22 protein-coding genes are annotated in these 22,731 nt (G+C 71.9%); 8 read left to right on the top strand and 14 right to left on the bottom strand.

Annotated elements, in window-relative coordinates:
- From larB to BLQ49_RS16925, 5 genes are all read right to left on the bottom strand, one after another.
- Window positions 1–681 (bottom strand): nickel pincer cofactor biosynthesis protein LarB, encoded by a 681-nt coding sequence (gene larB, locus BLQ49_RS16905; protein ID WP_091717692.1) that lies wholly within the window; start codon window positions 679–681, stop codon window positions 1–3.
- A complete protein-coding gene (gene larE / locus BLQ49_RS16910; RefSeq protein ID WP_091717694.1) occupies window positions 678–1,502 on the bottom strand; it encodes an ATP-dependent sacrificial sulfur transferase LarE in 825 nt (274 codons plus the stop codon). Before larE ends, larB begins: the two co-directional genes overlap by 4 nt.
- Window positions 1,499–2,782 carry a nickel pincer cofactor biosynthesis protein LarC gene (larC, locus tag BLQ49_RS16915; RefSeq protein WP_091717696.1) on the bottom strand — a complete coding sequence of 428 codons (1,284 nt, stop codon included), beginning with the start codon at window positions 2,780–2,782 and terminating at the stop codon, window positions 1,499–1,501. Before larC ends, larE begins: the two co-directional genes overlap by 4 nt.
- A 122-nt stretch (window positions 2,783–2,904) precedes the next feature.
- A complete protein-coding gene (locus tag BLQ49_RS16920) occupies window positions 2,905–3,615 on the bottom strand; it encodes a Crp/Fnr family transcriptional regulator (RefSeq protein WP_091717698.1) in 711 nt (236 codons plus the stop codon).
- A gap of 419 nt (window positions 3,616–4,034) precedes the next feature.
- Window positions 4,035–5,213: a YihY/virulence factor BrkB family protein gene (locus BLQ49_RS16925; RefSeq protein ID WP_091717700.1), complete on the bottom strand. Its 1,179-nt coding sequence runs from the start codon at window positions 5,211–5,213 to the stop codon at window positions 4,035–4,037.
- Window positions 5,214–5,363: 150 nt separating this feature from the next.
- On the opposite strand from BLQ49_RS16925, the gene BLQ49_RS16930 reads away from it, so the two are divergent.
- Together BLQ49_RS16930 and BLQ49_RS16935 are read left to right on the top strand one after the other, a co-directional pair.
- Complete coding sequence (locus tag BLQ49_RS16930) at window positions 5,364–6,347, top strand: SDR family oxidoreductase (RefSeq protein WP_091717702.1); 984 nt, start codon at window positions 5,364–5,366, stop codon at window positions 6,345–6,347.
- 137 nt (window positions 6,348–6,484) lie between these two features.
- Window positions 6,485–7,258 (top strand): sigma-70 family RNA polymerase sigma factor, encoded by a 774-nt coding sequence (locus BLQ49_RS16935; RefSeq protein WP_091717705.1) that lies wholly within the window; start codon window positions 6,485–6,487, stop codon window positions 7,256–7,258.
- A 308-nt stretch (window positions 7,259–7,566) separates the two neighbouring features.
- Here the strand turns inward: BLQ49_RS16935 and BLQ49_RS16940 are convergent, their stop codons facing one another.
- The 3 genes from BLQ49_RS16940 to BLQ49_RS16950 form a co-directional block, all read right to left on the bottom strand.
- Window positions 7,567–7,827, bottom strand: coding sequence for a hypothetical protein (locus BLQ49_RS16940; RefSeq protein ID WP_091717707.1), 261 nt, complete (start codon window positions 7,825–7,827; stop codon window positions 7,567–7,569).
- A 119-nt stretch (window positions 7,828–7,946) separates the two neighbouring features.
- Window positions 7,947–8,252 carry a hypothetical protein gene (locus BLQ49_RS16945; protein ID WP_091717709.1) on the bottom strand — a complete coding sequence of 102 codons (306 nt, stop codon included), beginning with the start codon at window positions 8,250–8,252 and terminating at the stop codon, window positions 7,947–7,949.
- Between the two features lie 82 nt (window positions 8,253–8,334).
- Window positions 8,335–8,892 (bottom strand): metallophosphoesterase, encoded by a 558-nt coding sequence (locus tag BLQ49_RS16950; RefSeq protein WP_091717711.1) that lies wholly within the window; start codon window positions 8,890–8,892, stop codon window positions 8,335–8,337.
- Window positions 8,893–9,128: 236 nt separating this feature from the next.
- Between BLQ49_RS16950 and BLQ49_RS16955 the strand changes: the two genes are divergently transcribed.
- Window positions 9,129–9,758: a DNA-3-methyladenine glycosylase family protein gene (locus BLQ49_RS16955; protein ID WP_091717713.1), complete on the top strand. Its 630-nt coding sequence runs from the start codon at window positions 9,129–9,131 to the stop codon at window positions 9,756–9,758.
- 16 nt (window positions 9,759–9,774) lie between these two features.
- On the opposite strand, the gene BLQ49_RS16960 is transcribed toward BLQ49_RS16955, so the two are convergent.
- The gene (locus tag BLQ49_RS16960) at window positions 9,775–10,038 is read right to left on the bottom strand and encodes a hypothetical protein (RefSeq protein ID WP_091717715.1); all 264 of its coding nucleotides are present in this window, start codon (window positions 10,036–10,038) and stop codon (window positions 9,775–9,777) included.
- A 149-nt stretch (window positions 10,039–10,187) separates the two neighbouring features.
- Here BLQ49_RS16960 and BLQ49_RS16965 point away from each other — a divergent pair, with 149 nt between their 5' ends.
- The 3 genes from BLQ49_RS16965 to katG all read left to right on the top strand — a co-directional run bounded on the left by BLQ49_RS16965 (window position 10,188) and on the right by katG (window position 15,241).
- Window positions 10,188–11,444, top strand: a complete 1,257-nt coding sequence (locus BLQ49_RS16965; protein ID WP_244507637.1) for a sensor histidine kinase — start codon at window positions 10,188–10,190, stop codon at window positions 11,442–11,444.
- A gap of 66 nt (window positions 11,445–11,510) precedes the next feature.
- Window positions 11,511–12,674, top strand: a complete 1,164-nt coding sequence (locus tag BLQ49_RS16970) for a hypothetical protein (protein WP_091717718.1) — start codon at window positions 11,511–11,513, stop codon at window positions 12,672–12,674.
- A 245-nt stretch (window positions 12,675–12,919) separates the two neighbouring features.
- Window positions 12,920–15,241: a catalase/peroxidase HPI gene (gene katG, locus BLQ49_RS16975; protein WP_091717720.1), complete on the top strand. Its 2,322-nt coding sequence runs from the start codon at window positions 12,920–12,922 to the stop codon at window positions 15,239–15,241.
- A 251-nt stretch (window positions 15,242–15,492) separates the two neighbouring features.
- Here katG and BLQ49_RS16980 read toward each other — a convergent pair whose 3' ends face one another.
- The 5 genes from BLQ49_RS16980 to BLQ49_RS17000 all read right to left on the bottom strand — a co-directional run bounded on the left by BLQ49_RS16980 (window position 15,493) and on the right by BLQ49_RS17000 (window position 20,260).
- Window positions 15,493–16,170 (bottom strand): carbonic anhydrase, encoded by a 678-nt coding sequence (locus BLQ49_RS16980; protein WP_091717722.1) that lies wholly within the window; start codon window positions 16,168–16,170, stop codon window positions 15,493–15,495.
- Between the two features lie 81 nt (window positions 16,171–16,251).
- A complete protein-coding gene (locus tag BLQ49_RS16985) occupies window positions 16,252–16,569 on the bottom strand; it encodes a hypothetical protein (protein WP_091717724.1) in 318 nt (105 codons plus the stop codon).
- 372 nt (window positions 16,570–16,941) lie between these two features.
- Complete coding sequence (locus BLQ49_RS16990; protein WP_425284011.1) at window positions 16,942–18,693, bottom strand: sensor histidine kinase; 1,752 nt, start codon at window positions 18,691–18,693, stop codon at window positions 16,942–16,944.
- Between the two features lie 341 nt (window positions 18,694–19,034).
- Window positions 19,035–19,901: an alpha/beta hydrolase gene (locus BLQ49_RS16995; protein WP_091717728.1), complete on the bottom strand. Its 867-nt coding sequence runs from the start codon at window positions 19,899–19,901 to the stop codon at window positions 19,035–19,037.
- Window positions 19,902–19,969: 68 nt separating this feature from the next.
- On the bottom strand, window positions 19,970–20,260 hold the full coding sequence (locus tag BLQ49_RS17000) for a hypothetical protein (protein WP_091717730.1): 291 nt from the start codon (window positions 20,258–20,260) through the stop codon (window positions 19,970–19,972).
- 126 nt (window positions 20,261–20,386) lie between these two features.
- On the opposite strand from BLQ49_RS17000, the gene argE reads away from it, so the two are divergent.
- Both argE and BLQ49_RS17010 read left to right on the top strand, forming a co-directional pair.
- The gene (gene argE / locus BLQ49_RS17005; protein ID WP_091717732.1) at window positions 20,387–21,586 is read left to right on the top strand and encodes an acetylornithine deacetylase; all 1,200 of its coding nucleotides are present in this window, start codon (window positions 20,387–20,389) and stop codon (window positions 21,584–21,586) included.
- A 211-nt stretch (window positions 21,587–21,797) separates the two neighbouring features.
- Window positions 21,798–22,694, top strand: coding sequence for a polysaccharide deacetylase family protein (locus BLQ49_RS17010; protein WP_091717734.1), 897 nt, complete (start codon window positions 21,798–21,800; stop codon window positions 22,692–22,694).
- Window positions 22,695–22,731: the final 37 nt, after the last annotated feature.

Here is a 22,731-nt window from a genome sequence, read left to right on the forward strand (position 1 = left end):
TCATCGTTCGCGCTCCTCGGCGAGGCGTCCTGCCGCGTGCAGCAGGCGCAGGGCGGCGCAGGCGGCGCCGTAACCGTTGTCGATGTTGACCACCGTGATGCCGGGCGCGCAGCTCGCCAGCACGGCCTCCAGGGCGGCCCGGCCGCCCGCGGCGACGCCGTAGCCCACGGAGGTCGGCACCGCGATCACCGCCCCGGCCACGAGGCCGCCGACGACGCTGGGCAACGCCGCATCCATGCCGGCGGCGACGATCACCACCGGATGCGCCCGGATGTCTTCCAAGCGCGTGGTCAGCCGCCACAGGCCGGCGACGCCGACATCGGCGAAGAGCGAGGCCGCCCGTCCGCCATAGGCCAGCACCCGCAGGGCCTCGCGGGCAACCGGCACATCCGAGGTGCCGGCCGCCACCACGGCGACCCGGGCGGGACCGGTGACCCGCGGCGCCTCGCCGAACACCGCCGTGCGCGAGACCGGACAATAGTCGAGCCGCGCCGCGTCCCGGAGCCGATCGCGCTTCTCCGGGTCGAGGCGCGTGAGGAGCAGCGAGGCGCCTCGCACCCGGGCAGCCTCGAGGATCGCGTCGATCTGCTCCGGGCTCTTGCCGGCGCAGAAGATCGCCTCCTCCAGGCCGATCCGCTCGGACCGGGCGAAATCGAGGGTGAATTCTTCCGCGACGCTCACGACCGGGCCTCTCCCTGCTGCACCAGGAAGGCGCTGCCGACCCGGTAGGGCGCGAACCGGACGAGGCCGGCGAGATGTGGCGGCGCCATGTCCCGGATGCCCGCACCGAGCGTTTCGCGATCCTTGGCGTCGAGGGCCGCCAGGCTCCCGGGATCGAGTTCCACCACCACCCCCTCGGCGCGCACCCGGCAGCGGACCGCGCGCTTAGAGCCGGCCCCAGCCTCGAGCGCTCCGCCGACCAGCCGCTCGACCGCGTGGATGAAGGTCAGGGTCTCCGGTTCGATCGCGATGCCGGTCTCGACCCGGCTCGACAGGCAGGGCGCCGCCGGCAGCTCCGCAACCGCCCCGAGGCCGAGGTCGCGGGCGAGCGCCCGCACGGCGGCCTTGTCGAACCCCGCCTCCACGTAGGGGTGGCGCACGCCGTGCTCCCGGGCGGCGTCGAGGCCGGGGCGGTACTCGCCGAGATCGTCGCGATTGGCCCCCGACAGGATCTGCCGGTCGGTCACCTGCCGGACCGCACCGTACAGGTTGGTCTTGCAGAAGAAGCAGCGGTTGACCGGGTTCGCCCGATAAGCCGGATCGGCGAACTCGCCGGCCTCGATCACCCGCAGATCCCAGCCCTCGCGGGCGGCCTCGGCGCGAACCCGCGCGGTCGCCTCCCCGGGCACGGCCGGCGAGACCGCGTGGACCATCAGGGCCGCGCCCGGCGCCAGCCGGTGGGCGAGGGTGGCGAGCGTCAGGCTGTCGACCCCGCCGCTCACCGCCACCGCCACGGGGCCGAGCCCGGTGAGGACGGTTTCGAGATTGTTCTGGCGCGTCACCGCTCCTCCTCCGGCTGCTGGTCCAGCGCGCGCCGCTCGGCCTCCCGGCGCAGGGCGGCCCGCGCGGCGTGGCCCGCATGGTCGCGGGCATCGTCGGCCTCGGCCTTGGCGGTGCGCCCGCCCGGGCGGTCGACGATCTTAACCCGGACCGGCCGGCCCGCCTGCTCAACCGTGCGGGCTTCCCGATCCAGCACCGCGCCCGCCACAGGGTGGTAACGCAGGCCGATCGTGGTGGTCTCCCGGAAACAGGCCGCGATGGCGGCCTCCAGGCTCTCCGGCCGCACCAGGGCCTGGATATGGGCCATCATCCGGCCCTTCTTGCCGATCACCGGCGCCTGCACGACGTCGAGGATCCCGGGCTCGGCACGCAGCCGGTCGAGGCCCATGGCGAGGTCCTCGCCGGACTGGTCGTCGACCTCGAAGGCGATCACCGCGAGATCCCGCCGGCCCGGACCGGCGGCGGCGCCCGCCTCCAGCACCAGGGCGCGCAGGCAATTGCTCAGGCCCGGCAGCACCTTCGTGCCGAAGCCGATGCCGGTGCGCCCGAGGATCCCGCGCGGTCGGCCCCGCCCGGGATCGCCGCCGCAGAGATGGCGCAGGATCGCGGCCCCGGTGGGGGTCACCCGCTCGCCGGGAATCCCGTCGTCGAGGGTGGCAAAACCGTCGAGCAGCAGCGTCGTGGCCGGGGCCGGGACGGGGAGGGGACCGTGCTGGGTCCTCACCCGTCCGGAGCCGAGCGGCAGGGCCGAGACGCTCCAGCTCCGCGCCCCCAGGGCGGCGATCAGGTGGGCGGCCGCCACGATGTCGGCGATCGAATCGAAGGCCCCGACCTCGTGGAACGCCACCGCGTCGACCGCGATGCCGTGCACCCGGGCCTCGGCGTCAGCGAGGTGTCCGAAGATGCCGAGCGCGTGCGCCCTTACCGCCGGCGCGAGATCCGCGTCCGTCAGCGCGGCGCGGATTTTCGACCAGGGCCGGTGACCGTGGGGATGGGCATGCGTGTGATCGTGCGCATGGTCGTGGCCGTGGTCATGATGGTGGTCATGGTGATCGTGCCGGTGGCCCTGCCGATGTTCGGGCTCGACCTCGGGTCCGGAAACGGAAAAGCGCGCCCCGCGCAGGATGCCGTCGTTGTGCGGGTGCAGCGTGCAGGCGATGCGGGCATCGACCGCCCGGACGCTGGCGCACACGCCCTCCCGGTGCTCGGGAAAGGCGTCCAGCAGGGCGGCCGCGAACATGTCGCCGGCTACGCCACCCAGTGCGTCGAGGTGAATGTGCATCGTCTGCCGGTCGGCCTGCCCAGATCGGGCACTTCCGCTGAGATCGGCCGCATCGGCCCCAAGACAAGGTTCACCACGGGACTCTCAGGACAACCGGTGCCGCGGCGTATCGCCCGCTCGGTTCAAGCCGGCAGGAGGTAGGCCGGGTCGAACAACCCCCGCTCCCGCAGGCCGTCGAGGTCGCGGATCGTGAGGCGCCGGCTGCGCAGGGCGACGAGGCCGCTGGTGCGCAGCTCCTTGAGCGTGCGGTTGATGTGCACGCTCGTCTGGCCGAGGGCGTCGGCGAGATCCGGCTGGGTCACCGGCATCGGCAGGCTGGTCCCGTCCGCCAGGCCCGCCCAGGTGAGCCGCAGGTGCAATTCGCAGAACAGGTGCGCCAGCCGCTCGATCGCCGAGCGGCGGCCCACGCTGGCGATCCACTCGCGGTGGATCGCCGTGGTGGTGAGCATCTCCCGCCACAGGCCCTCCTCGATCGCGGGACGGCCGCGAATCGCGTCTCCGATCTGGTCGGGGGTGATCCGGGCGACCGTGACGGGGGTCAAGGCCCCGATGGCATGGTCCATGCGTGCCCGGCGGAATACGAACGGATCGCACAGGTCGCCCGGCAGGAGCAGGGCGACGATCGCCCGCCGCCCGTCCGGGAACTGCTTGTAGCGGCAGGCCCAGCCGTCGAGGATGAGGTGTGTGTGGTACGGCTCGGTGTGCGGGCCCTCGATGTCCTGGCGGCCCGCGATGTGGCGGATGTGCTGGCGTGCGAGACCGTCGAGGATCGCGCGGTCCTCGGACGCGAGGCGGACATGCCGCTCCATCTTCCGCACGAACGGATTCTCCACGCCCGCCTCCGGTCAGATCGCGGCGAGGCCGGCGGAGCGGGCGCGAACCGGCCTCATGCCGCCGGCCCGGCCTTCATCCGCGGCTTCGCGTCCGGGCCGGACCGGGACGGTCGGCGGACACGCGGGTCCGGGTCGGCGCACGCGGCGGTGGTGCCGAAGATATCGATCAAGTTGTCAGGCACGGATATTTCGATCGGCACACGGTAGACGGTTTTCCGGAGCGTGGAGTCCGGATGTTCTTGATCCGCTTGTGCCCGGACCGGAAAAACGCGCGCCAACCTGTGTTAGTTTGCCCAGCGGGACCTTCACACCAGGCGCGATACGCCGTGAATCCTCTCCCGGTCCGGCCGCGGAACCCGCCATTGCTTGCGGCCGCCGGCATTGAGCTGGTGCCTGACCCGCTCCGTGCGGGCGGCGCGCTACTCCGCGGCAGCCCCCACCGTATCGGCCATGCGCGCCCGGCGGGTGCCGATCGGCTGCGGTTCGCCGACCGTGGTGTCCTCGGCGGTCTGGTGCTCCATCTCGGCGTTCAGCTGGCCCCCGGCGAGCACGATCATGGTCGAGAGCCAGATCCAGGTCATGAAGCCGATAGCCGCGCCGAGCGAGCCGTAAGTCTTGTTGTAGCTTCCGAAATGGGCGACGTACCAAGAGAACAGCAGCGAGGCGACGAGCCAGAGCACGGCCGCCAGCGCGCCCCCCGGCGTGACCCAGCGCCAGCGCGGCGCGTCCCGGCTGGGGCCGTAGCGGTAGAGCAGGGCGAGGCCGAGCAGCACCGCCACGAGCAGCACCGGCCAGCGCAGCAGCGTCAGCCACCACGCGTCGGCACCGAGCCCGACATAGCTGAGCACCACCGGCAGCACCACGACTGCGGCGAGCGCCAGGATCAGGAACAGCAGCGCCCCCGCGGTAAAGCCCAGGGAGACGAGGTTGAGGACGAGAACATTGCGCTTCTCCCGCTCGTTGTAGACGAGGTTGAGCGCGTCGAAGACGTGCTTCACGCCGCCGTTGGCGCTCCAGACCGAGAGGGCGATGCCGAAGAGCAGGCTGAACCCGAGGGTGGTGTCGCCCTGCTCGTTCAGGCGCTTGACCTGATCGCCGATGATCTCCAGCGCCCCCTGGGGCAGGATGCCCTGGAGGCTGGCGAGCTGCGCATTGATGGTCGAGGCGTCGGCGATGAGCCCGTAACACGAGACCAGCGCCGCCACCGCGGGGAAGATCGCCAGCAGGGTGAAGAAGGTGACGCCGGCCGCGATCAGTGACAGGCGGTTCTCGCCGATGTCGTGATAGGTGCGCAGCGCGATATCCTTCCAGCCCTTGGCGGGAATCTCGGTGGGCGTCGCGGCATTGCGCCCGCGATCGGCCTCGGTCCGGGCGACGGCGTGCGCTGCGCCGCCTTCGTGCGAGGGGGAGGGCCGGCGCGCTCCGTCCCAGTCAGAGGCGCTATCGGCCGCGCGGCCCGCCCCCCGGTGGGTCGGTGCCGCCCGACGGGGAAGGGCTACAAGGCCGATCAGCGCGGTGGCCAGCGCAAGCGTCCAGACCGCGGACACGTGGTCCTGCGGACCGGCGGCCTCGGGGCGGGCGGGTTCAGGGGCTGGCATCGGCGAATCCCGGATCGGTTTGAGCAGATGGCGAGGCCGCGCTTCCGGAGACGCGCGACGACGCGTTCGAAAGGCCGCAGCCGCGAAGGGGAACGCCGCATCGCGCGCAACGGTTCGCCGTGCAGTTGCATCACCACGGGGGAAACCGGCATGACGCGTCTGACCGGCGGCACTGTCGTCATCACCGGAGCCTCGAGCGGCATCGGCCGGGCCGCCGCCGAGGCCTTCGCGGCCCGGGGCGCCCGGGTGGTGCTGGCCGCCCGCCGGGCTCAGGTGCTCGACGACTTGGCGCAAGACCTGCGCGCGGCCGGCGCCGAAGTCATCGCGGTCCCCACCGACGTCACCGATCCGGAGGCCGTGGAAGCCCTGGCCGCGGCAGCCCTGCGCCGCTTCGGCGGCATCGACGTGTGGATCAACAACGCCGGCACCGGCGTGTTCGGCCCCCTGCTCGATGCGCCGCTGGACCTGCACCGGCAGACCATCGCGGTGAACCTGCTGGGCGCCATGCACGGGGCCTACGCGGTGCTGCCGCATTTCCTCGACCGCGGCCGGGGCACGCTGATCAACACGGTCTCGATGGGGGGCTGGGCGCCGACGCCCTTCGCGGCGGCCTACACGGCGAGCAAGTTCGGCCTGCGCGGCTTCTCGGCGAGCCTACGCCAGGAACTCGCCCGGCACCGGCACATCCATATCTGCGGGGTTTTTCCGGCCATCGTCGACACGCCGGGCCTGGAGCACGGGGCCAACGTCACCGGCAAGCGGCTCAATCCGGGCCACCTGTTCTACGCCCCCGAGGCGGTGGCCGAGGCCTTCATCCGCCTCGTGCACCACCCCCGCGACGAGGTCGCGGTCGGCTGGCCGGCCCGCCTCGCGCAGGTCGGCTACGCGCTGGCCCCGTACCCGACCGAGCACCTGATGGGCTTCGGCTTCCGCCGTGCCCTCGACCGGGCGGATCCGGGTCCGCGCACGCTCGGCGCCCTGCGCGAGCCGGTGCCGCAGGGGACCTCCGCCGATGGCGGATTGCGCGCCGCCAAGGGTGTTCCCTCCGCGGGGACGCTGAGCGTCGGCCTTGCTGCCGCGGCGGCCTGCGTGGCCCTGCTGGTGGGGGTCGCGGCGATCCGGCGGCGAGACTGACGCTACGGCTCCACGGTCCCCCCGCGGCTGATTGGCGTTCGGGAAAACCGCTAACCCATGTTGCGGCATGGGCGTCCTCAGCGCGCCACAACCGGTCCACGGGTCCGACCGGCCCGCTCGCCGACGACCGGACCTGAATGCCCGACCCCGAAGGCTCATCCCTCCTCGATCCTGTCGCGGATCCCCGTGAGGATGTCGCCGACGCGTCCGCCGAGGATGCCCGGCACGGCCTGCCGGAGGCCGTGCGCGCCCATCTGGGGACGCTGCTCGGCCACGCCTACGACCGGATCGGCCCGGCGCCGGGGGCCACCTCGGACCGCTTTGCCGAGCTCCTGGCCCGCCTTGAGGCCGCCCTCGCCCAGGCCGAGGGCGAGCGGGAGGCGACGTTCCGCGCCGGGCTGCTGGAGGTGGTGCCGGCGCTGCACCGCTTCGCCGTCTCGCTGACCCGCGACCCGGCGGCCGCCGACGATCTTGTGCAGGATACGCTGCTGCGCGGCTGGCGCGGCCGGGGCAGCTTCACCCCCGGCACCAACCTGGAAGCGTGGCTGTTCACGATCCTGCGCAACGTCTTCTACAGCCAGCACCGGAAGCAGGGCCGGGAGATCGCCGATTCCGACGGCAACCATGCCGAGCGGCTGACCAGCATCCCGGAGCAGGGGGGCCACCTCGACCTGCAGGACGTCCGCGCCGCCCTCGATCGCCTCGCGCCGATGATGCGCGAGGCGCTGGTCCTCGTGGCGATCGAGAACCTGAGCTACGAGGAAGCCGCCGCCGTGATGAACTGCCGGATCGGCACCGTGAAGAGCCGGGTCTGGCGCGCCCGCGAGCAGCTCGCCCGGATGCTCGGCTACAGCGGGGCCGAAATCGGCAACGACGGCGTGATGCTGTCGGTGACCGGCACCACGGCCTGAGCGGCGTCCCGGAATCGGGATTCTGGCCGAGAGGCCGGCCCGGCGATCAACATCATCGTCGCCCGAACGCCGGAGATCACCGTTCGGGACGATGCTCGGGGGCAGCGCCGGACGATCCCATCGGGCAGGTTTTCAACGACGAATAGGCAAATTCATCGCTTATCCAGTGGTATTCGGCCAGGAATTTGACTTAGGTGATGGCGCTCGGGCATCGACCTGGGCGATATGAAGCGGGTTGGGCTGCTCCGTCGGCTCGGCTCGGCTCCCGTCGGTGCGACATCCCCCCGATCCACCGGCGGGAGCCCCCTTCAGCGCGAAGCGCCCCCCGCCCGGTCGGCGTCGAGCTGCTGCAGCAGCTCCGCCAGTCTCGGATCCAGAGCCTCGTCGATCACCGGATCGTACAGCGCCCGCAGTTGTTGGCCGAGCCGCGAACGCGTCTGCGCGTCGAGGGCCGGATGGCCCCCGATCGGGACCACATGCAGGGCAGCCGGGGTCCCGCCGGGGCCTGTCCGGTCTGCGGTCTTCGAGGCAGGTTCTGACGCAGCGCGCTGGTAATGGGACTGGGGCATGCACACTACATCGCCCCTTCCCGGGCGACGGCAACCGCTCGGAGCCACAGAGTTTTCCGGACCCCGGGCTTGGCCCCGAACGGAGGCCTCCGGCTTTCGGAACACTGCACCCGGGCGTCTCACGCATCGTCCTCGGGTGCGAACACCTCACCCTTCTCGGCCAAGGCGGCGTCGGCCGTGTCTTGAGCCAGGGGCTCGTCGACCGGTGGCGCGGGATCGGCACGGCCCACCGCCCGGGCCATGGCTTGGTCCCAGCCGGGCGACAGGGCCCGCCCCTGCCGGACGAGAATCTCTCCGGTGCGGCGGCAGACCCGGTCCCAATCCGCCGCGTCCATGCCGGCGAAGGCGCTCCCGACCCCGAGTTCAGTCCCGGCGTGGACCGCGGCCTCGGCCCAACCGGGTGGTGGCGACGGCGTATCGGTCATGGCTTTGCGACCTCCTCGTTGCGGATCCAGGGTGCGGGGAAGATAGGGCATCCGGAATCGAGCGCACCGTCCCGGTCCGGCCTCAGCGCAGCCCGCGGGCGGCGAGTTCCTCGGGCACCAGCGTGGCCGCCGCCTGGCGGGCCAGGACCGTGTCGAGGGTGACCGGACGATCATCGCAGGCATCGACACCGACATCGCAGGACCGGGTCGTGTCGGCCAGCCAGCCGTGGCTGTGACCGTAGAGGTGGCGCGTCTCCCGCCACAGGCCCGGCCAGGCCCGGTGGGCGTAATGCGACAGGAACAGCCGGTGCTCCCGGCCCTCGGCATCCGGGATCGACAGGCGGGCGCTGTCGACGGGCGGTTCGGCCCAGGGCAGGTCCAGCACGCGGTTCGAATCGTGGTTGCCGCGCACGAGGCGCTTCGTCCCGTTGAGCCGGGCGAAGACCGCAGCGCAATGGTCGCGGCTCGCATGGGCGGCGAAGTCGCCGAGGTGCCAGACGTCGTCTCCGGGGCCGACGACGGCGTTCCAGCGGGCAATCAGGGTCTCGTCGTGGGCCTCGATCGTGTCGAACCGGGCCCGTTGGTGCCGGAGGATGTGCGGATCACCGAAATGCGTGTCCGCGGTGAAGAAAATCGTCATGAGGCCCGCCGGGTCGACGCCCGATTCGATTGCTCCGTGAGCGAGAGCCGTTTATCGAACAGGCTCAAGATCATAGCTCCTTGCGATGGCGATCATCTCGAATATCCTGGTTTCAAAAGGTCTGCGACCTTTTGCGGGTGCAGGGCGGCGCCCTGCTGTCGGGCTCCGCCCGAGAGTCGGGCTCCGCCCGATGCGCCAAGGCTTCGCCCTGGCAACCCACCGGAGGGCGTAGCCCTTTGGAATCCCTCGATCCCGCCATCTACGCCCATCTCCTCACGGCGGCCGGCCCCTACCCGGCCCTGCGGGAGGCCCTGGAGCGGACCGGCCCGATCCGGATCGAGCGGGCGGCGCACGCTTGCGTGGCCGAGCGCCTGTTCGTCGAGGTGGTCAACCAGCAGCTCTCCACCCGGGCCGCCGGGGCGATCTGGGCGCGGATCGAGGCGGCGGCGGTGGCGGCCGCCTGCGATCCGCGCGGATTGTTCGCGGCCGGCGACCCGGATCGTCTGCGGGCCTGCGGCCTCTCGGGCAACAAGGTCCGGGCCCTGCAGGCGATCGTCGCCGCCGAGGCGGCGGGCCTGCTCGGTCCGGAGCTGGCCGGGCTGCCGCATCCGGAGCGCGCCGCGATCCTGTGCGGCATCCGCGGCGTCGGCCCCTGGACCGCCGACATGGTCGGCATCTTCCACTTCCACGATCCCGACATCTGGCCGGAGGGCGACGTGGCGGCTTTGGGCTGCCTGCGCCGGCTGACCGGCCAGACCGATACAAGCGCCGTGGCGGCGTCTTTCGCACCCTACCGCTCGATCCTGGCCCGCTACCTCTGGCGCATCAAGGATGCGAGTGGCATGGCGGAGGCGCCACCCGCCTGATGACGGGCCGCCGGCCTCAGCGTCCGACCTCCCGGCGCAGGGCCGCCACCATCGTCTCGACCGCCTGCTGCGCCGTCTCGCCGAGGTCGATGTCGGCCTCGCGGGCGGTGACGAGGCCGCGCGCTTCCAATTCCTTCACGCCTTGCGGATCGGCCTCGTGGCCGGCGCCGTCCTTGCGGATCACCGAGGTGACGCGCTCGCCGCTGACGAGCCGGTGGTAGGCCGCGAAGGCGAAGATCGAGAGTGCCTTGTCGGAGAGTCCGTTCACGTCGTCGGCCATGCTGTGCGCTCCTCGCATCGGGTTCGACGGACGAACGCTAGCCGGACCGCGCGGGGTCCGGCCTCCGACGGGGGTGCGACGACGGGTGCGGCAGCGGCGTCACGCATGCGTCGCGCCGGGACGACCATCCTGCTACTCTGTCAGGATCCATGACCGCAAAACCCGACCTGACCGCAGTGGAAACCAGCCCCAGCGCGCCCGCCGAGCCTGCACAGCCCGATTCCGCACACCCCGATCTGGATTACCGCCTGCGCCAGCAGATCATCCTGTCGGAGTTCGGCGTCGAGGCCCTGCGCGGCACCGATGTCGACCACCTGCTGCAGCGGGCCGCGGAATTGTGCGCGGAGGGCATGGGCGCCGAGTTCTGCAAGGCCCTGGAATATAAACCCGGTGCCGACACGCTGCTGGTGCGGGCGGGCGTCGGCTGGGGACCCGACGTGATCGGCAAGGCCCGGGTCGGCGCCGACCTCGCCTCGCCGGCGGGCTTCGCGCTGAAGACCGGCCGGCCGGTGATCTCGAACCATCTCGCGGACGAGACCCGGTTCCGCACGCCCCAGCTCATGGCCGAGCACGGCATCCGCCGGGCGATCAACGTGCTGATCGAGAACCGGGAGGGCGCCTTCGGGGTGCTGGAGGTGGACGACACCCGGGAGGGCATGTTCGAGGAGGCCGACATCGCCTTCATGCAGGGCTTCGCCAACCTGCTCGGCGGCGCGATCGAGCGCCAGCGCACCGAGAGCCTGCTGCGCGCGGCGCTCGCCCGCCAGGATCTGCTCGCCCGCGAGATGAGCCACCGGGTCAAGAACAGCCTCGCCATCGTGGCGAGCCTGCTCGCCCTCCAGGCCCGCGCCGCCGAGGCCGAGCCCGCCGTGCAGACCGCCCTGACGGATGCGCGCAGCCGCGTCGAGGCGATCGCGGGGGTCCACGACCAGCTCTGGCGGCAGGGCGATGCGGTTGCCGGCGATGGGGCTGGGGAGGGGGTTCCGGGGGAACTCGACCTCGCGCCGTTCCTCGAGAAGCTCGTGGCCAACCTCGCCGGCGGCCGGCCGGACCAGCGGCTCGCCTGCACGGCCGCGCCCTACCGGATCTCGGCCGACCGGGCGATCCCGATCGGGCTCTTGGTCAACGAACTCGTTACCAACGCGCTCAAATACGCCTACCCGCCCGAGACGCATCCCGAGGGCGGCGAGATCCGGGTCTGGGCGGAGCCCCGGCCCGGCAGCCTCGTGGTCGAGGTGGCGGATGACGGGGTCGGGCTGCCGCCGGATTTCGAGATCGGGCGCGCCTCGAAGAGCCTCGGCATGCGGGTCGTCGGCAGCCTGACCCGCCAGCTCGGCGGCCAGCTCACGACGCCGGAGACGCCGCGGGGCGCCTGCTTCCGGCTGGAGGTGCCGCTGACGCCCTGAGGTTCGGTGCCCTGAAGTCTGGCCGCGGGGCTGGACAAACACCCCGCACCGCCGCGATCTGGCGCGATGGCGCGACGCGACACGACAGGGGCAGAGACCGGGAGTGGGGAGGGGGCGGCCAAGACCCTCGCCCGGCGGCTCCACGCCTTCCGGAGCCTCGGCGACAATTGCGAGTTCGGGTTCGTGCAGCGCTACGGCGGGGTCGAGCCGTCCGGCCTGCTGCGCTTCTCCTACACGCCGCTGGAAGACCTGATCCGCGGCCTGCGCTGCGGCTTCGCGGATTTCGGCGTGCCGGGCGACCTGCGCCTGTCGGTGAGCGCGGGCGGCACCTATTACTGCCACAGCCGCGCGTACAACATCTGGGCCAATACCGGGCACCCGGCCGGCTCGATCGCCCCGGAGGTGCTGCTGGAGCGGGAATACGGCCGGCTCGCCCATCTCAAGCGCAAGTTCCTGGACGAGCTCGCCGACGGCTCGAAGATCCTGGTGCGGAAGGTCGGCCGCGACGAGCCGGAATCCGGCTTCGCGCGGCTCGCAGAGGCGGTCTGGGCGCACGGGCCTTCGACACTGCTGCGCGTCACCGAGGCTGGGCCGGCCTGGGCCGCGGAGGCCGTCCGGCGCGTCGGCGAACGGCTGATCGAGGGGCGGGTGCGCCGCTTCGCGCCGGTTGAGCAGGCCTGGGCGGTGGATCTGGAGCCCTGGCTGTACCTCGTGGATGGCGCCTACGCGCTGGTGCAGGACGCGGCGTCGACCCGGCTGGACGCCGACGCCTTCCCGGAGGCGCTGGCGCTGTCCGGCCGGCTGCGCCGACATGTCGGTCGGCACCGGGAGCCGGCGCTGAGCGCCTTCACGCGGGCGGTCGAACCGGGCGGCTTTCGCGGTGACGCGGTCTACGTGTTTTCGTGCTGGGTGTGGATCCCGGAGGATTTTGCCGGGACGCGCGTCTTCGCGACGGCCGGTTACACGCGTCTCGGCTGGCGCGATGCCGACCTGTCGCAACGCAATTGCTGGCAGCGCGTCTGGGCCGCGGGCCGGCTACGCCCCGACGCGGTGCGCGAGCCCGTTGGCCTCGGCATGATCGGGACCCGCCGGGACGGCTTCTGGTCGATCGGGGCGCGCTTTGCCGAGGGCCCGATCCCGGGCGACGCACCCGAGCCGGCCCTCCCGAGGCCGCCGGCCCGAATCCCGGGGTGGGACCTCCTCGCCCGGCTCCGGCCGCGGTTTCCTTGAACGCGGGCAAAATGCCGCTGCCGCCAGCTCGGCTACAGGCCCGGTCGCCGGAATGTGACGCCGGGCGACATCCGCGCAGCGCGCAGCTTGACGGAAAGCCCTTGATTTCCAGGGCTGCGGCCAGATTTCGCCGATGGTCTGAAAGTGGACAGACATCGACCGTCGCCGGTCGGCTCGCCCGCCGCGTCCTGCGGGGCTGTGGCAGAGGCCGCCCGCCTTCGGTCGCGCGAGACAGGGGATTCCCGATGGACGACATGCGGATCGACAAGACCAATACCGAGACGTTCGAGATGAAGGGCCAGTGCCCCTTCGGCGGCGATCGGATCGGCGGCGCCTTCGGCGGTCGGCCCGCCCTGGAGAACTGGTATCCCCATCGCCTGCGGGTCGAGCTGCTGCACCAGAACGGGCTGGCCGCCGATCCCCTCGGCCCGGATTTCGACTACGCCGCCGAGTTCGCCAAGATCGACCTCAACGCGCTCAAGAACGACATCAAGCAGTTCCTGACGTCGTCGGTCGCGTGGTGGCCGTCCGACTACGGCAATTACGGTCCGCAGATGATCCGCATGGCCTGGCACTCGGCCGGCACCTACCGGATCGCGGACGGGCGCGGCGGCGCCGGCACCGGCATGCAGCGCTTCGCGCCGATCTCCAGCTGGTGGGACAACGGCAACACCGACAAGTCGCGCCGCCTCCTGCAGCCGATCAAGCACAAGTATGGCAACGCCCTGTCGTGGGCGGACCTCATGGTGCTCACCGGCAATTGCGCCCTGGAGATCATGGGCCTGCCGACCTACGGCTTCGCGGCCGGCCGGCTCGACGCCTGGGAGGCCGACAACGCCACCTACTGGGGTCCCGAGGTGGTCGACATGGGCAGCGTGTCGAGCTTCGACGACATGGTGAACCGCGACAAGCGCTGGCGCGGCCAGAACGGCGATCCCGACTACGACCTGGAGAACCCGCTCGCCGCCTCCCACCAGGCGCTGATCTACGTGAACCCCGAAGGCCCCTACGCCAGCGGCGACCCGATGGCGTCTGCCCGCGACATCCGCATCACCTTCACCCGCATGGCGATGAACAACGAGGAGACAGTGGCGCTGATCGCGGGCGGCCACGCCTTCGGCAAGAGCCACGGCATGACCCCCGCCAAGGAGATCGGCCCGCCCCCCGAGATGGCGCCCATGGAGGCGATGGGGTTGGGCTGGCACAACCCGCGGGGGGCGGGCTCTGGCAAGGACACGATGACCAACGGCATCGAGGGCAGCTGGACCCCCGATCCGACCCAGTGGGACAATTCCTACCTGGAGAATCTCTTCAGGTTCGAGTGGGAGCAGACCAAGAGCCCGGCCGGCGCCCTGCAATGGACGCCGAAGGATCCGAATGCGCCGAAAACCCCCGACGCGCATGTCGCCGGCCAGATGCACCCGCTGATGATGATGACCTCCGACATCGCCCTCAAGGTCGATCCGGAATACCGCAAGGTCTGCGAGAAGTTCTTAGGGGATTTCGACGCCTTCACGCAGGCCTTCTCGAAGGCGTGGTACAAGCTCACCCACCGCGACATGGGGCCGAAGCACCGCTACCTCGGCCCGGAGGTGACGATCGAGGACGGGCTCCTGTGGCAGGACCCGCTGCCCGACGCCGCCTACGCGCCGGTCGGCGAGCCCGAGATCGCCGCGCTGAAGCAGGCGATCCTGGACAAGGGCCTTTCGGTCTCGGACCTCGCCTTCACGGCCTTCTCGGCGGCCGCGACCTACCGCGACAGCGACAAGCGCGGCGGCGCCAATGGCGGGCGGCTGGCGCTTGCCCCCCAGAAGGACTGGGCGGTCAACCGCCGGGCCACCCCGGTGGTCGAGGCCCTGCGCGGCGTGATGGAGGCGTTCAACGATCGCCGCAGCGACGGCAAGCGGGTCTCGCTCGCCGACCTGATCGTGCTCGGCGGCTGCGTCGCTGTGGAGAAGGCGGCCTCGGAGGCCGGCGCCGTAATCCCGGTGCCGTTCACCCCGGGCCGGGTCGACACCACGCAGGAACTCACCGACATCGAGATGTTCACGTGGCTGAAGCCCGTGGCGGACGGGTTCCGCAACTACGTCGATGACGGGTTCGGGCAGATGGCCCGCAATGTCTCGCCGGAGGAACTCTTCCTCGACAAGGCCAACCTGATGACCCTGACGGCTCCGGAATGGGCGGTCCTGACCGCCGGCCTGCGGGCGCTGAACGCCAACCACGACGGCGGACGCCACGGCGTCTTCACCGACCGGGTCGGCGTGCTGAGCACGGATTTCTTCAAGGCGGTGACCGACACCGACCTCGTCTGGGAGAAGGCCGACGCGGACGGCATGACCTTCACGCTCAAGGACCGGGCGACGGGGCAGCCGAAGTATCAGGCCACGCGCAGCGACCTCGTGTTCGGGTCGAACGCGCAGCTGCGCAACATCGCCGACGCCTATGCGGGAAGCGACGGAGAGGCGCGGTTCGTCAAGGACTTCGTCCGGGTCTGGGACAAGGTCATGATGCTCGACCGCTACGACGTGAAGGGCCACAAGCGCTACGCGCCCATGGCGGCCTGAGACGGCACCCGCTTGGAGCAGGGCGCAAACGGCTCCGCTTCTCCCCCTCCCCCCTCTGCGGGGGAGGGTGGGCCGGCCGTCAGGCCGGGTCGGGAGAGGGGAACCCAGCTTCAGAAAGAGGCAGAGCAGATGTGAGGGCTACAGCCTTCATCCTGCACCGTCGCTCCCCCCTTGCGGGACTTCGTCCCGACCCGACCCGCTTCGCGGGCCACCCTCCCCCGCAAAGGGGGGAGGGAGGTCGGTGACCCCGCTCAGGCCGCCCGCCGATGGCTCCCGGCGGCGGAGGCCTGGGCCACCGGCATGTCGGCCTCCGCGATCGGCCGGAAGCGTCCCTCCGCGCCGTCATAGGCTAGCAGGGCGCCGGTCTCGATCTCGAAGAACCAGCCGTGCAGGCGCAGCGTCCCCTTGGCGAGGGCGGCCGCGACGCTCGGATGCGTGCGCAGGTTGGCGAGCTGCACCACCACATTCTCCAGCGCCAGGGCGTGGTGGCGGGCCGTCTCGTCCATGTCCTCCGGATAGGCCTCGCAGACGATCCGCTCGGCGGCCTCGGCGTGGCGCAGCCAGGCTGCGACGGCGGGCATCCGCGCCAGCGCGTCCCGGTGCATCAGCCCGTGCATCGCGCCGCAATCGGAATGGCCGCAGACCACGATGTCGCGCACCTTGAGCGCCACCACGGCATACTCGATCGCCGAGGAGACGCCGCCGACCACGTCGGAGGCCGGGGGCACGATGTTGCCCGCGTTGCGGCAGACGAACAGCTCGCCCGGCCCCGCCTGGGTGATGTGCTCCGGCGAGACCCGGGAATCCGCGCAGCCGATGATCAGGGCGCTGGGGTGCTGACCGTCGCGCACGAGCTGCTGGTACATCGCGCGCTGGCCGGGGAAGACGGTGCCCTGGAAGGCGGCGATGCCCTGGATGAGGTTGTTCATGAACGGATCCCTGACACGGGGCGGAAGCGGGGAAGGAAGCGGGGAGGGCCGGCCGGGCCGGAGCCCGGCGGCGAACTGGTCTCAGCGCGCGGGCCGGCGGCGCCCGGCGGTCCCGGACGCCCAGTGGGGCTCGACCGGGCGGCGGACCAGGGCGGCTCCGGCCCGCTCGTGAAGCATCGGCGCCCCGAGGATCTGGCCGGTGCCCAGGCGCTGCGAATGGAGCGAGCGCGGGTCGTGGTGGGGATCGCTGACGTAGGAACTCATATGGCCGCCGCCGGCGACCTGGCGGCTCCCGCCGCCGCCCTCACCGGCCTGGGCGGCCAGGGGCATAACGACGGCGCTGGCCAGGACGGCGAGGCCGAGGGCTGGGCGGAGGATCGAGAGGGGGCGTGCGTGCATCGTCGTGTCTCCTCGTCTGGTCTGGCTCTGCGGACAACAGGGCGTCTCCGCTGATGTCGTGAACATAGCCATGATCAGACGAGTTCGATGTGCGTCTCGACACAGTAGAACGAGGAAAAATTTAATCCTTGGCTCTGGTTTTACTGCGTGCGTCCGCGCACGTTGAAATACATCCGCACGAGGCCGTGGGATTGCGGCGCACAATTGGATTGAATCGTGGGGCTGCGCGTAGAGGCAAAGCCTTCCGGACAGCAGACGCTTCGTGCCACGTTATGGAGGGGGCCAAGTAACCTCCGCTTCGCCCCGCTCCGCGCGGAAGCAGGTCCGTGGAACCCCCCTGCCCGAACGTGCTCCCACGTCGGGGCGCCGGTCTCAGGCCCCCCCGGCCCGGAGGCGCCGCGGCATCGGCCCGGTCTCCGCGTGCCCATCGGGGAGGGGGTTCGCCGCCACGTAGACGATCCCCTCCGCCGCGTAGGTCAGGCTCGCGGTATTCCGTCCCGCGAAACCCCGCTCCAGGAGGCGCGTGCCGAACCCCGTCCGCGACGGGGGCGCGACCGGAGGACCGCCGCGCTCGCGCCAAGTCAGGCGCAGGGTCCGCCCGCCCGGGCCCGATTCCAGCGTCCAGGCCAGCGCCGCACGGCCGCCCGGGACCGAGAGGGCGCCGTGCTTGACCGCGTTGGTGCACAATTCGTGCAGGATCATCGTGAGCGCGAGCGCGCCCTCGGGCGGCAGTCGCAGGTCCGGCCCGTCCAGGGTGATGCGCGGCGCCCGGCCGGGGCCGGGCTCGCCCAGGAAGGGGCGCACCGCCTGGTCGGCCATCCCGCGCAGGTCCGCGCTCGCCCAGCACTCCCGGGTCAGGATGTCGTGGGCGCGCGACAAAGCGAGCAGGCGGGCCTCGAAGGCGTCGCGCCCGGCCACGGCGCCGCCGCTGAGGTTCTTCAGGCTCTGCGTCGCCATCGATTGCACAGTGGCCAGGGTGTTTTTCACCCTGTGGTTGAGTTCATCGATCAGCAGCCGGTGGGCTTCCCCGCGGCGGGCGAGCTCGTCCGCCGCCATGCCGAGGGCATCGGCGATCAGCGCGCCCTCGCGCACGAGGGAGCGGGGCAGGGGTGGCAGCGGCCGGTCGTTCCCCAGGGCCCCCGCGGCGAGGGCCAGCTCCCGCAGGGGCCGGGCGATCAGGCCGGCGAGCAGCCACGCGAGCAGCGCCGCCGCGAGGGCCACCGCGCTGCCCGCCATCAGGATGCGCCGGCGCAGGGCGGTGGCGGGCGCCAGGGCCCGGTCGGCGGTCTGGCGCACCACGACCTGCCAGCCGAGCCCGGGATAACCCCCGGATCCAGCTGTGACGGCGCGGGCGCTGAGATAGGACGCGGCCGAATCGGGCCATAGGCCGACCCGGCTCGCGCCCTGCGGATCGAGGGGCCGCCCGCCGGTCAGCGCGTCCGGGGGTAGGGGGGAACCCTGCAGGGCGGGGGGCCCGAGCAGCACGCTGCCGTCGCGCGCCAGAATCAGGATCTCGGCCCCGGCGCGGTGGCCCCGGAACGACCCTTCGAGCAGGCGCGCCATATCGCGCGCCCAGGTCCAATCGAGATGGGCGGCGAGCACCGCGACGAGGTGCCCATCCGCGGCGCGCACCGGGGCCGCGAGGTCGAGGAGGCGCAGGGGTTCCCGCGCGGTCGGGCTCTGCAGGAGCTTGGCCGGATGGACATCCCCCACGAACGGCTTTTCGCGGCCGGCACGGAAGTAGTCGCGGCCAGAGACGTCCGCCCCCTCCAGGGCACCGGTGCTGGTCACCGCGACGTAGCCTGCGGGATCGATCAGGCCGATGATCGAGTAGGCCGGATAAGTCGCCTGCATCCGCTCCATCAGGGCGCGCTTGGCGGCCGTCCCTACACCGGGATCGCGCAGGCTGTCGGAGGCGGCGGCGATCTGGATGTCGCGCCAGCGCTCGAACATGCCGAGGTCGAGGCTGCGGGCCATCTGGCCGGCGATCTCGGCGAGCTGGCCGCCGACTTCCGCCTCGAGCCGGGCGGTCGCGTCGTGGCTCACCAGGGCGGCCAGCGCCAGGGTGGCGAGGAGACCGAGGGTGCCGAAGCCCAGCGCCAGCACCACGCGCAGCCGCGGCACCGGCCATCCGCGGCGCGGGCCGGCGCGGGCGGAGGTTTCGCCCGGCCCGACCGAGGGCTCGAAGGGGGGAGGGGGGGAGGCCGCCGGAGGCATCGCGGCGGCAGGGGCGTCCGATCGCGCGCGAGCCCGCATCCGATCCCTCTTCGGATCCGGCCTGCCCCGCCGCCGGAGATCGCGCCCGCCGAGCCTGTTCGGCGTCTTGTTGTTCCGATGCCCGTCTCACCACGGCCCAGGGCGCTCAGCAAGACGGGATCGACATCCCGCGATCCAGAATCTCTATCACCAGTTGCAAATATGACTCGACGGTCCCGGGGCCGTCAGAGCCGCCATCGGGGCTGCCATCAGCCCCCCAGCAGGGCATGGGCCGCCCGCACCAGGATCCCGTCCGGCCGGCGCAGGGCGTCGAGCACGGAAAAATGCTCGGCGCCAGGCACCGGCAGCAGGGGGCCAGGGGCATGGGCCGCCGCCCGCAGGGCGTGCAGGTTGCGGGCGTCGTGGATCAGGGCAGGCAGTTCACGCGTACCGTAGGCGAGGCACAGGGGCTTGGCGCAGACCGGCAGGCGCAGGGGCGAGAGCGTCTCGATCTCGACGCCGGTCAGGGCGAGCTTGGCGTCGAGATACGTCTGCCGGATCGGCGCGAGGTCGTAGACGCCCGAGATGGCGAGCCCCGCCGCCACGGCCGGATGGCCGAGTTGCAGCGCGGCGAGCAACCCGCCCGCCGACCAGCCCGACAGCACCAGCGGGCCGCGGATCCCATGCCCAGGTCCCTGCGCGGCCAGCCAGTCGAGGGCCGTGCCGATCTCGCCCGCGATCCGGGTGAGGCTCGCCTCCGGGGCGAGGGTATAGCCGACCATCGCCACCGACCAGCCGGCCGCGTTCGGTCCTTGCGCGAAGCAGGCGAACAGCTCCCGGGCCCCCCGCTGCCAGTAGCCCCCGTGGAGGAAGACGAGGCAGGGCGCCCCGCCGTCCCGGGCCGGATAGAGATCGATCGCGTTGCGGGCGCCCGGGCCGTAGGGCCGGTCGAGGCCCGCCGGATGCGCGGCCCGGTAGGCCGCCGAGGCGGCGTCCCGGGCGGCGACCTGCTGCGCGCTGTCGGCCACCGCGCGGGTGTTGTCGTAGCAGGCATCCCGGGCGTCGGGATCGAGGGACGCCCAGTGGCGGCGCGGATCCGCGGGGCTCGGATCGTCAAGGCGGAACGCTTGAACCATTGTGGGTTGTCTCCGGCACCTCCCGGCTCGCACACCATGGCAGGGTGCGTGAGCCGGGTCGAGGCGGATCAGAAGCCGGGAGGTGCCCCGGGGATCGTGCCGCCGTAACCCCAGCCGGTGAAGGGCGGGGCCGCCACCCGCTCCCGCGTGGCTGGGGCGAAGATCCGGGCGAGCGGCCGGGTCTCCTGCCAGACCCGCCAGTCGCCCCGCTGCCGGTCGCGGGCGGCCATCCGGGCGATCGTGTGATCGGTGTCCATCGCGTGGCTCAACGCGCGCCGATGGGGGCGGGCCTCGGCCGTAGCCGGCAGCAGGACGAACAAGACCAGGGAAGCGGCAATCGCGCGTGGCAGGCGGCGCATGGATCGGGCTCGGCGGGGGAGGGACCTTCCGGAAGCTATGCCGCGGAGGCACCTTCGGTTCCGGGATCCCCGGCGGCCTGAAAATTCCGTACACAGCTGTCTTTCCCGGAACGAATCGCGCGGTCCATGCCAGAATCCGATCCGTACGCCGCCTCGTCCCCCGCCGACGCGCCCGATCCCGCGGCTTTGCTGGCGACCCTCGTCGGGTTCGACACGGTGAGCGACCGCTCGAACCTGCCGCTGATCGACTGGGTGGAAGCGTATTGCCTCAGTCACGGCGCGGCGGTCGAGCGGGTGCCGGACGAGACCGGCCGGAAGGCGGCGCTGCTGGTCAGCCTCGGCCCGTTCGAGACCCGCCCCGGTTACGTGCTGTCCGGCCACAGCGACGTGGTGCCAGTCGAGGGCCAACCCTGGTCGTCGGACCCGTTCACCCTGCGGGAGGAGGGGGGCCGGCTCTACGGGCGGGGCACCTCCGACATGAAGGGGTTTTTGGCGGTCTGCCTCGCGCTCCTGCCCGAGATGGTCGCGGCGGATCTCGCCATCCCGCTCCACCTCGCGATCTCGTACGACGAGGAGGTCGGCTGCCTCGGGGTGCGTCCGCTGATCGCCCGGATGCTGGAGCGTATCCCGCGGCCGCTCGGCTGCTTCGTGGGCGAGCCGACGGGCATGGAGGTGGTGGTCGGCCACAAGGGCAAGTCCGCCGCCCGCCTCACCTTCCGGGGCCGGGCCAGCCATTCGGCGCTCGCGCCCCAGGGGGTCAACGCGGTGGAATACGCCGCCCGGTTCATCGAGCATGTCCGGCTGTCCGCCGAGGCGCTGGCCCGGGACGGCGCCCGCGACGCGCTCTACGACGTCCCCCACACCACCGGCCTGTCGAGCGTGGTCCAGGGCGGGTCGGCGCTCAACATCGTGCCCGATACCTGCAGCGTCAGCTTCGAATACCGGGCGATCGGCGCCGACGATGCCGGGGCGCTGGCGGCTTCGGCGATCGCCTACGCCACCGACACGCTGGCGCCGCTGATGCGGGCGGTGGACCCGGCCTGCGGCGTCGCGGTCGAGCCGCTGATCGACTATCCGGGCCTCGACACCGACCCGGAGGCGCCGGTCGTGACCCTGGCCAAGCGGCTCGCCGGCCGCAACGGCCACGCCAAGGTCTCGTACGGCACGGAGGGTGGGCTGTTCGAGCGGCTCGGCGGCGTGCCCGCCGTGGTGATCGGCCCCGGCTCCATCGCCCGTGCCCACCGGGCCGACGAGTACGTGACCCGGGCCGAACTCGACGCCTGTGCTGGCTTCATACGCCGCCTGATCGCGACGTGCCGGGACTGATGTCAGGGTTTCCAAAGGACGAGTCCTTTAGCGGGTGCAGGGCAGAGCCCTGCGGTACGGCTCATCCACCCCCTGCGAGGGGGTGGATGAGCCGTTCGTCGGGGTTTCACCCCGACACCCCACCAAAGGGCTGAAGCCCTTTGGGATCCCATGACGTTCGCCGATGCGCCGCCCTATCTCGCGGGGACCCTTACGAACCTCGGATCCCGCGATGGATGATGCCCGACACGGCCGCTACGCCTACAGCGCCCTGCCCGACCGCCCGGTCTACGACTGGCCCGGCGGGCGGCGGCTCGCCGTCTATGTCGGGCTCAACCTCGAAACCTTCGATTTCGGCACGGGGCTCGGCGCCGAGCTGGCCCCGGGCGGGCCGCAACCCGACGTGCTGAACTACGGCTGGCGGGACTGGGGCAACCGGGTCGGGGCATGGCGGCTGCGCGACACCCTCAACGCCCTTGGGCTGCCGGCGAGCGTCCTGGTGAACAGCCGGCTCTATCGGGACTGCCCCGGCCTGATCGAGGCCTTCCGGGCGCGGGGCGACGAGATCGTCGGCCACGGCCGCACCAATGCCGAGCGGCAGGGCACGCTACCGGAGGCGGAGGAGCGCGCCCTGATCGCCGAGGCGACCGCGATCCTGACCCGGGAGGAGGGGCGGGCGCCCGCGGGCTGGCTCGGCCCGTGGATCTCCCAATCCCGGGTCACGCCCGACCTGCTGGCCGAGGCCGGCTACCGCTACCTGCTCGACTGGTGCCACGACGACCAGCCCACCTGGATGGCGACACGCGGCGGCGGGAAGATCCTCGCCGTCCCCTACCCCCAGGAGCTGAACGACATCCCCGCGATCGTCGCCCGCAAGGAGACGGGCCGCCAGTTCGCCGACGCGATTGTCGACGCCTTCGACGAGATGTTGGAGCAATCCGTGGCGGCGCCCCTGGTGATGGGGATCGCGCTCCATCCCTACATCGTCGGGCAGCCCCACCGGCTGCGGCCGTTGCGGGCGGCGCTCGCCCACATCGCGGCCCATCGGAACCGCATCTGGCTCACCACGGCAGGCGCGATCGCCGAACAGATCTACGCTGAGGCATCGAGGGATCCCAAAGGGCTGTAGCCCTTTGGCGGGGTGTCGGGGCAGAGCCCCAACGCTC

Origin of the sequence: Methylobacterium phyllostachyos, from assembly GCF_900103445.1 — a bacterium.
In the GTDB taxonomy this organism is placed as follows: Bacteria; Pseudomonadota; Alphaproteobacteria; order Rhizobiales; family Beijerinckiaceae; genus Methylobacterium; species Methylobacterium phyllostachyos.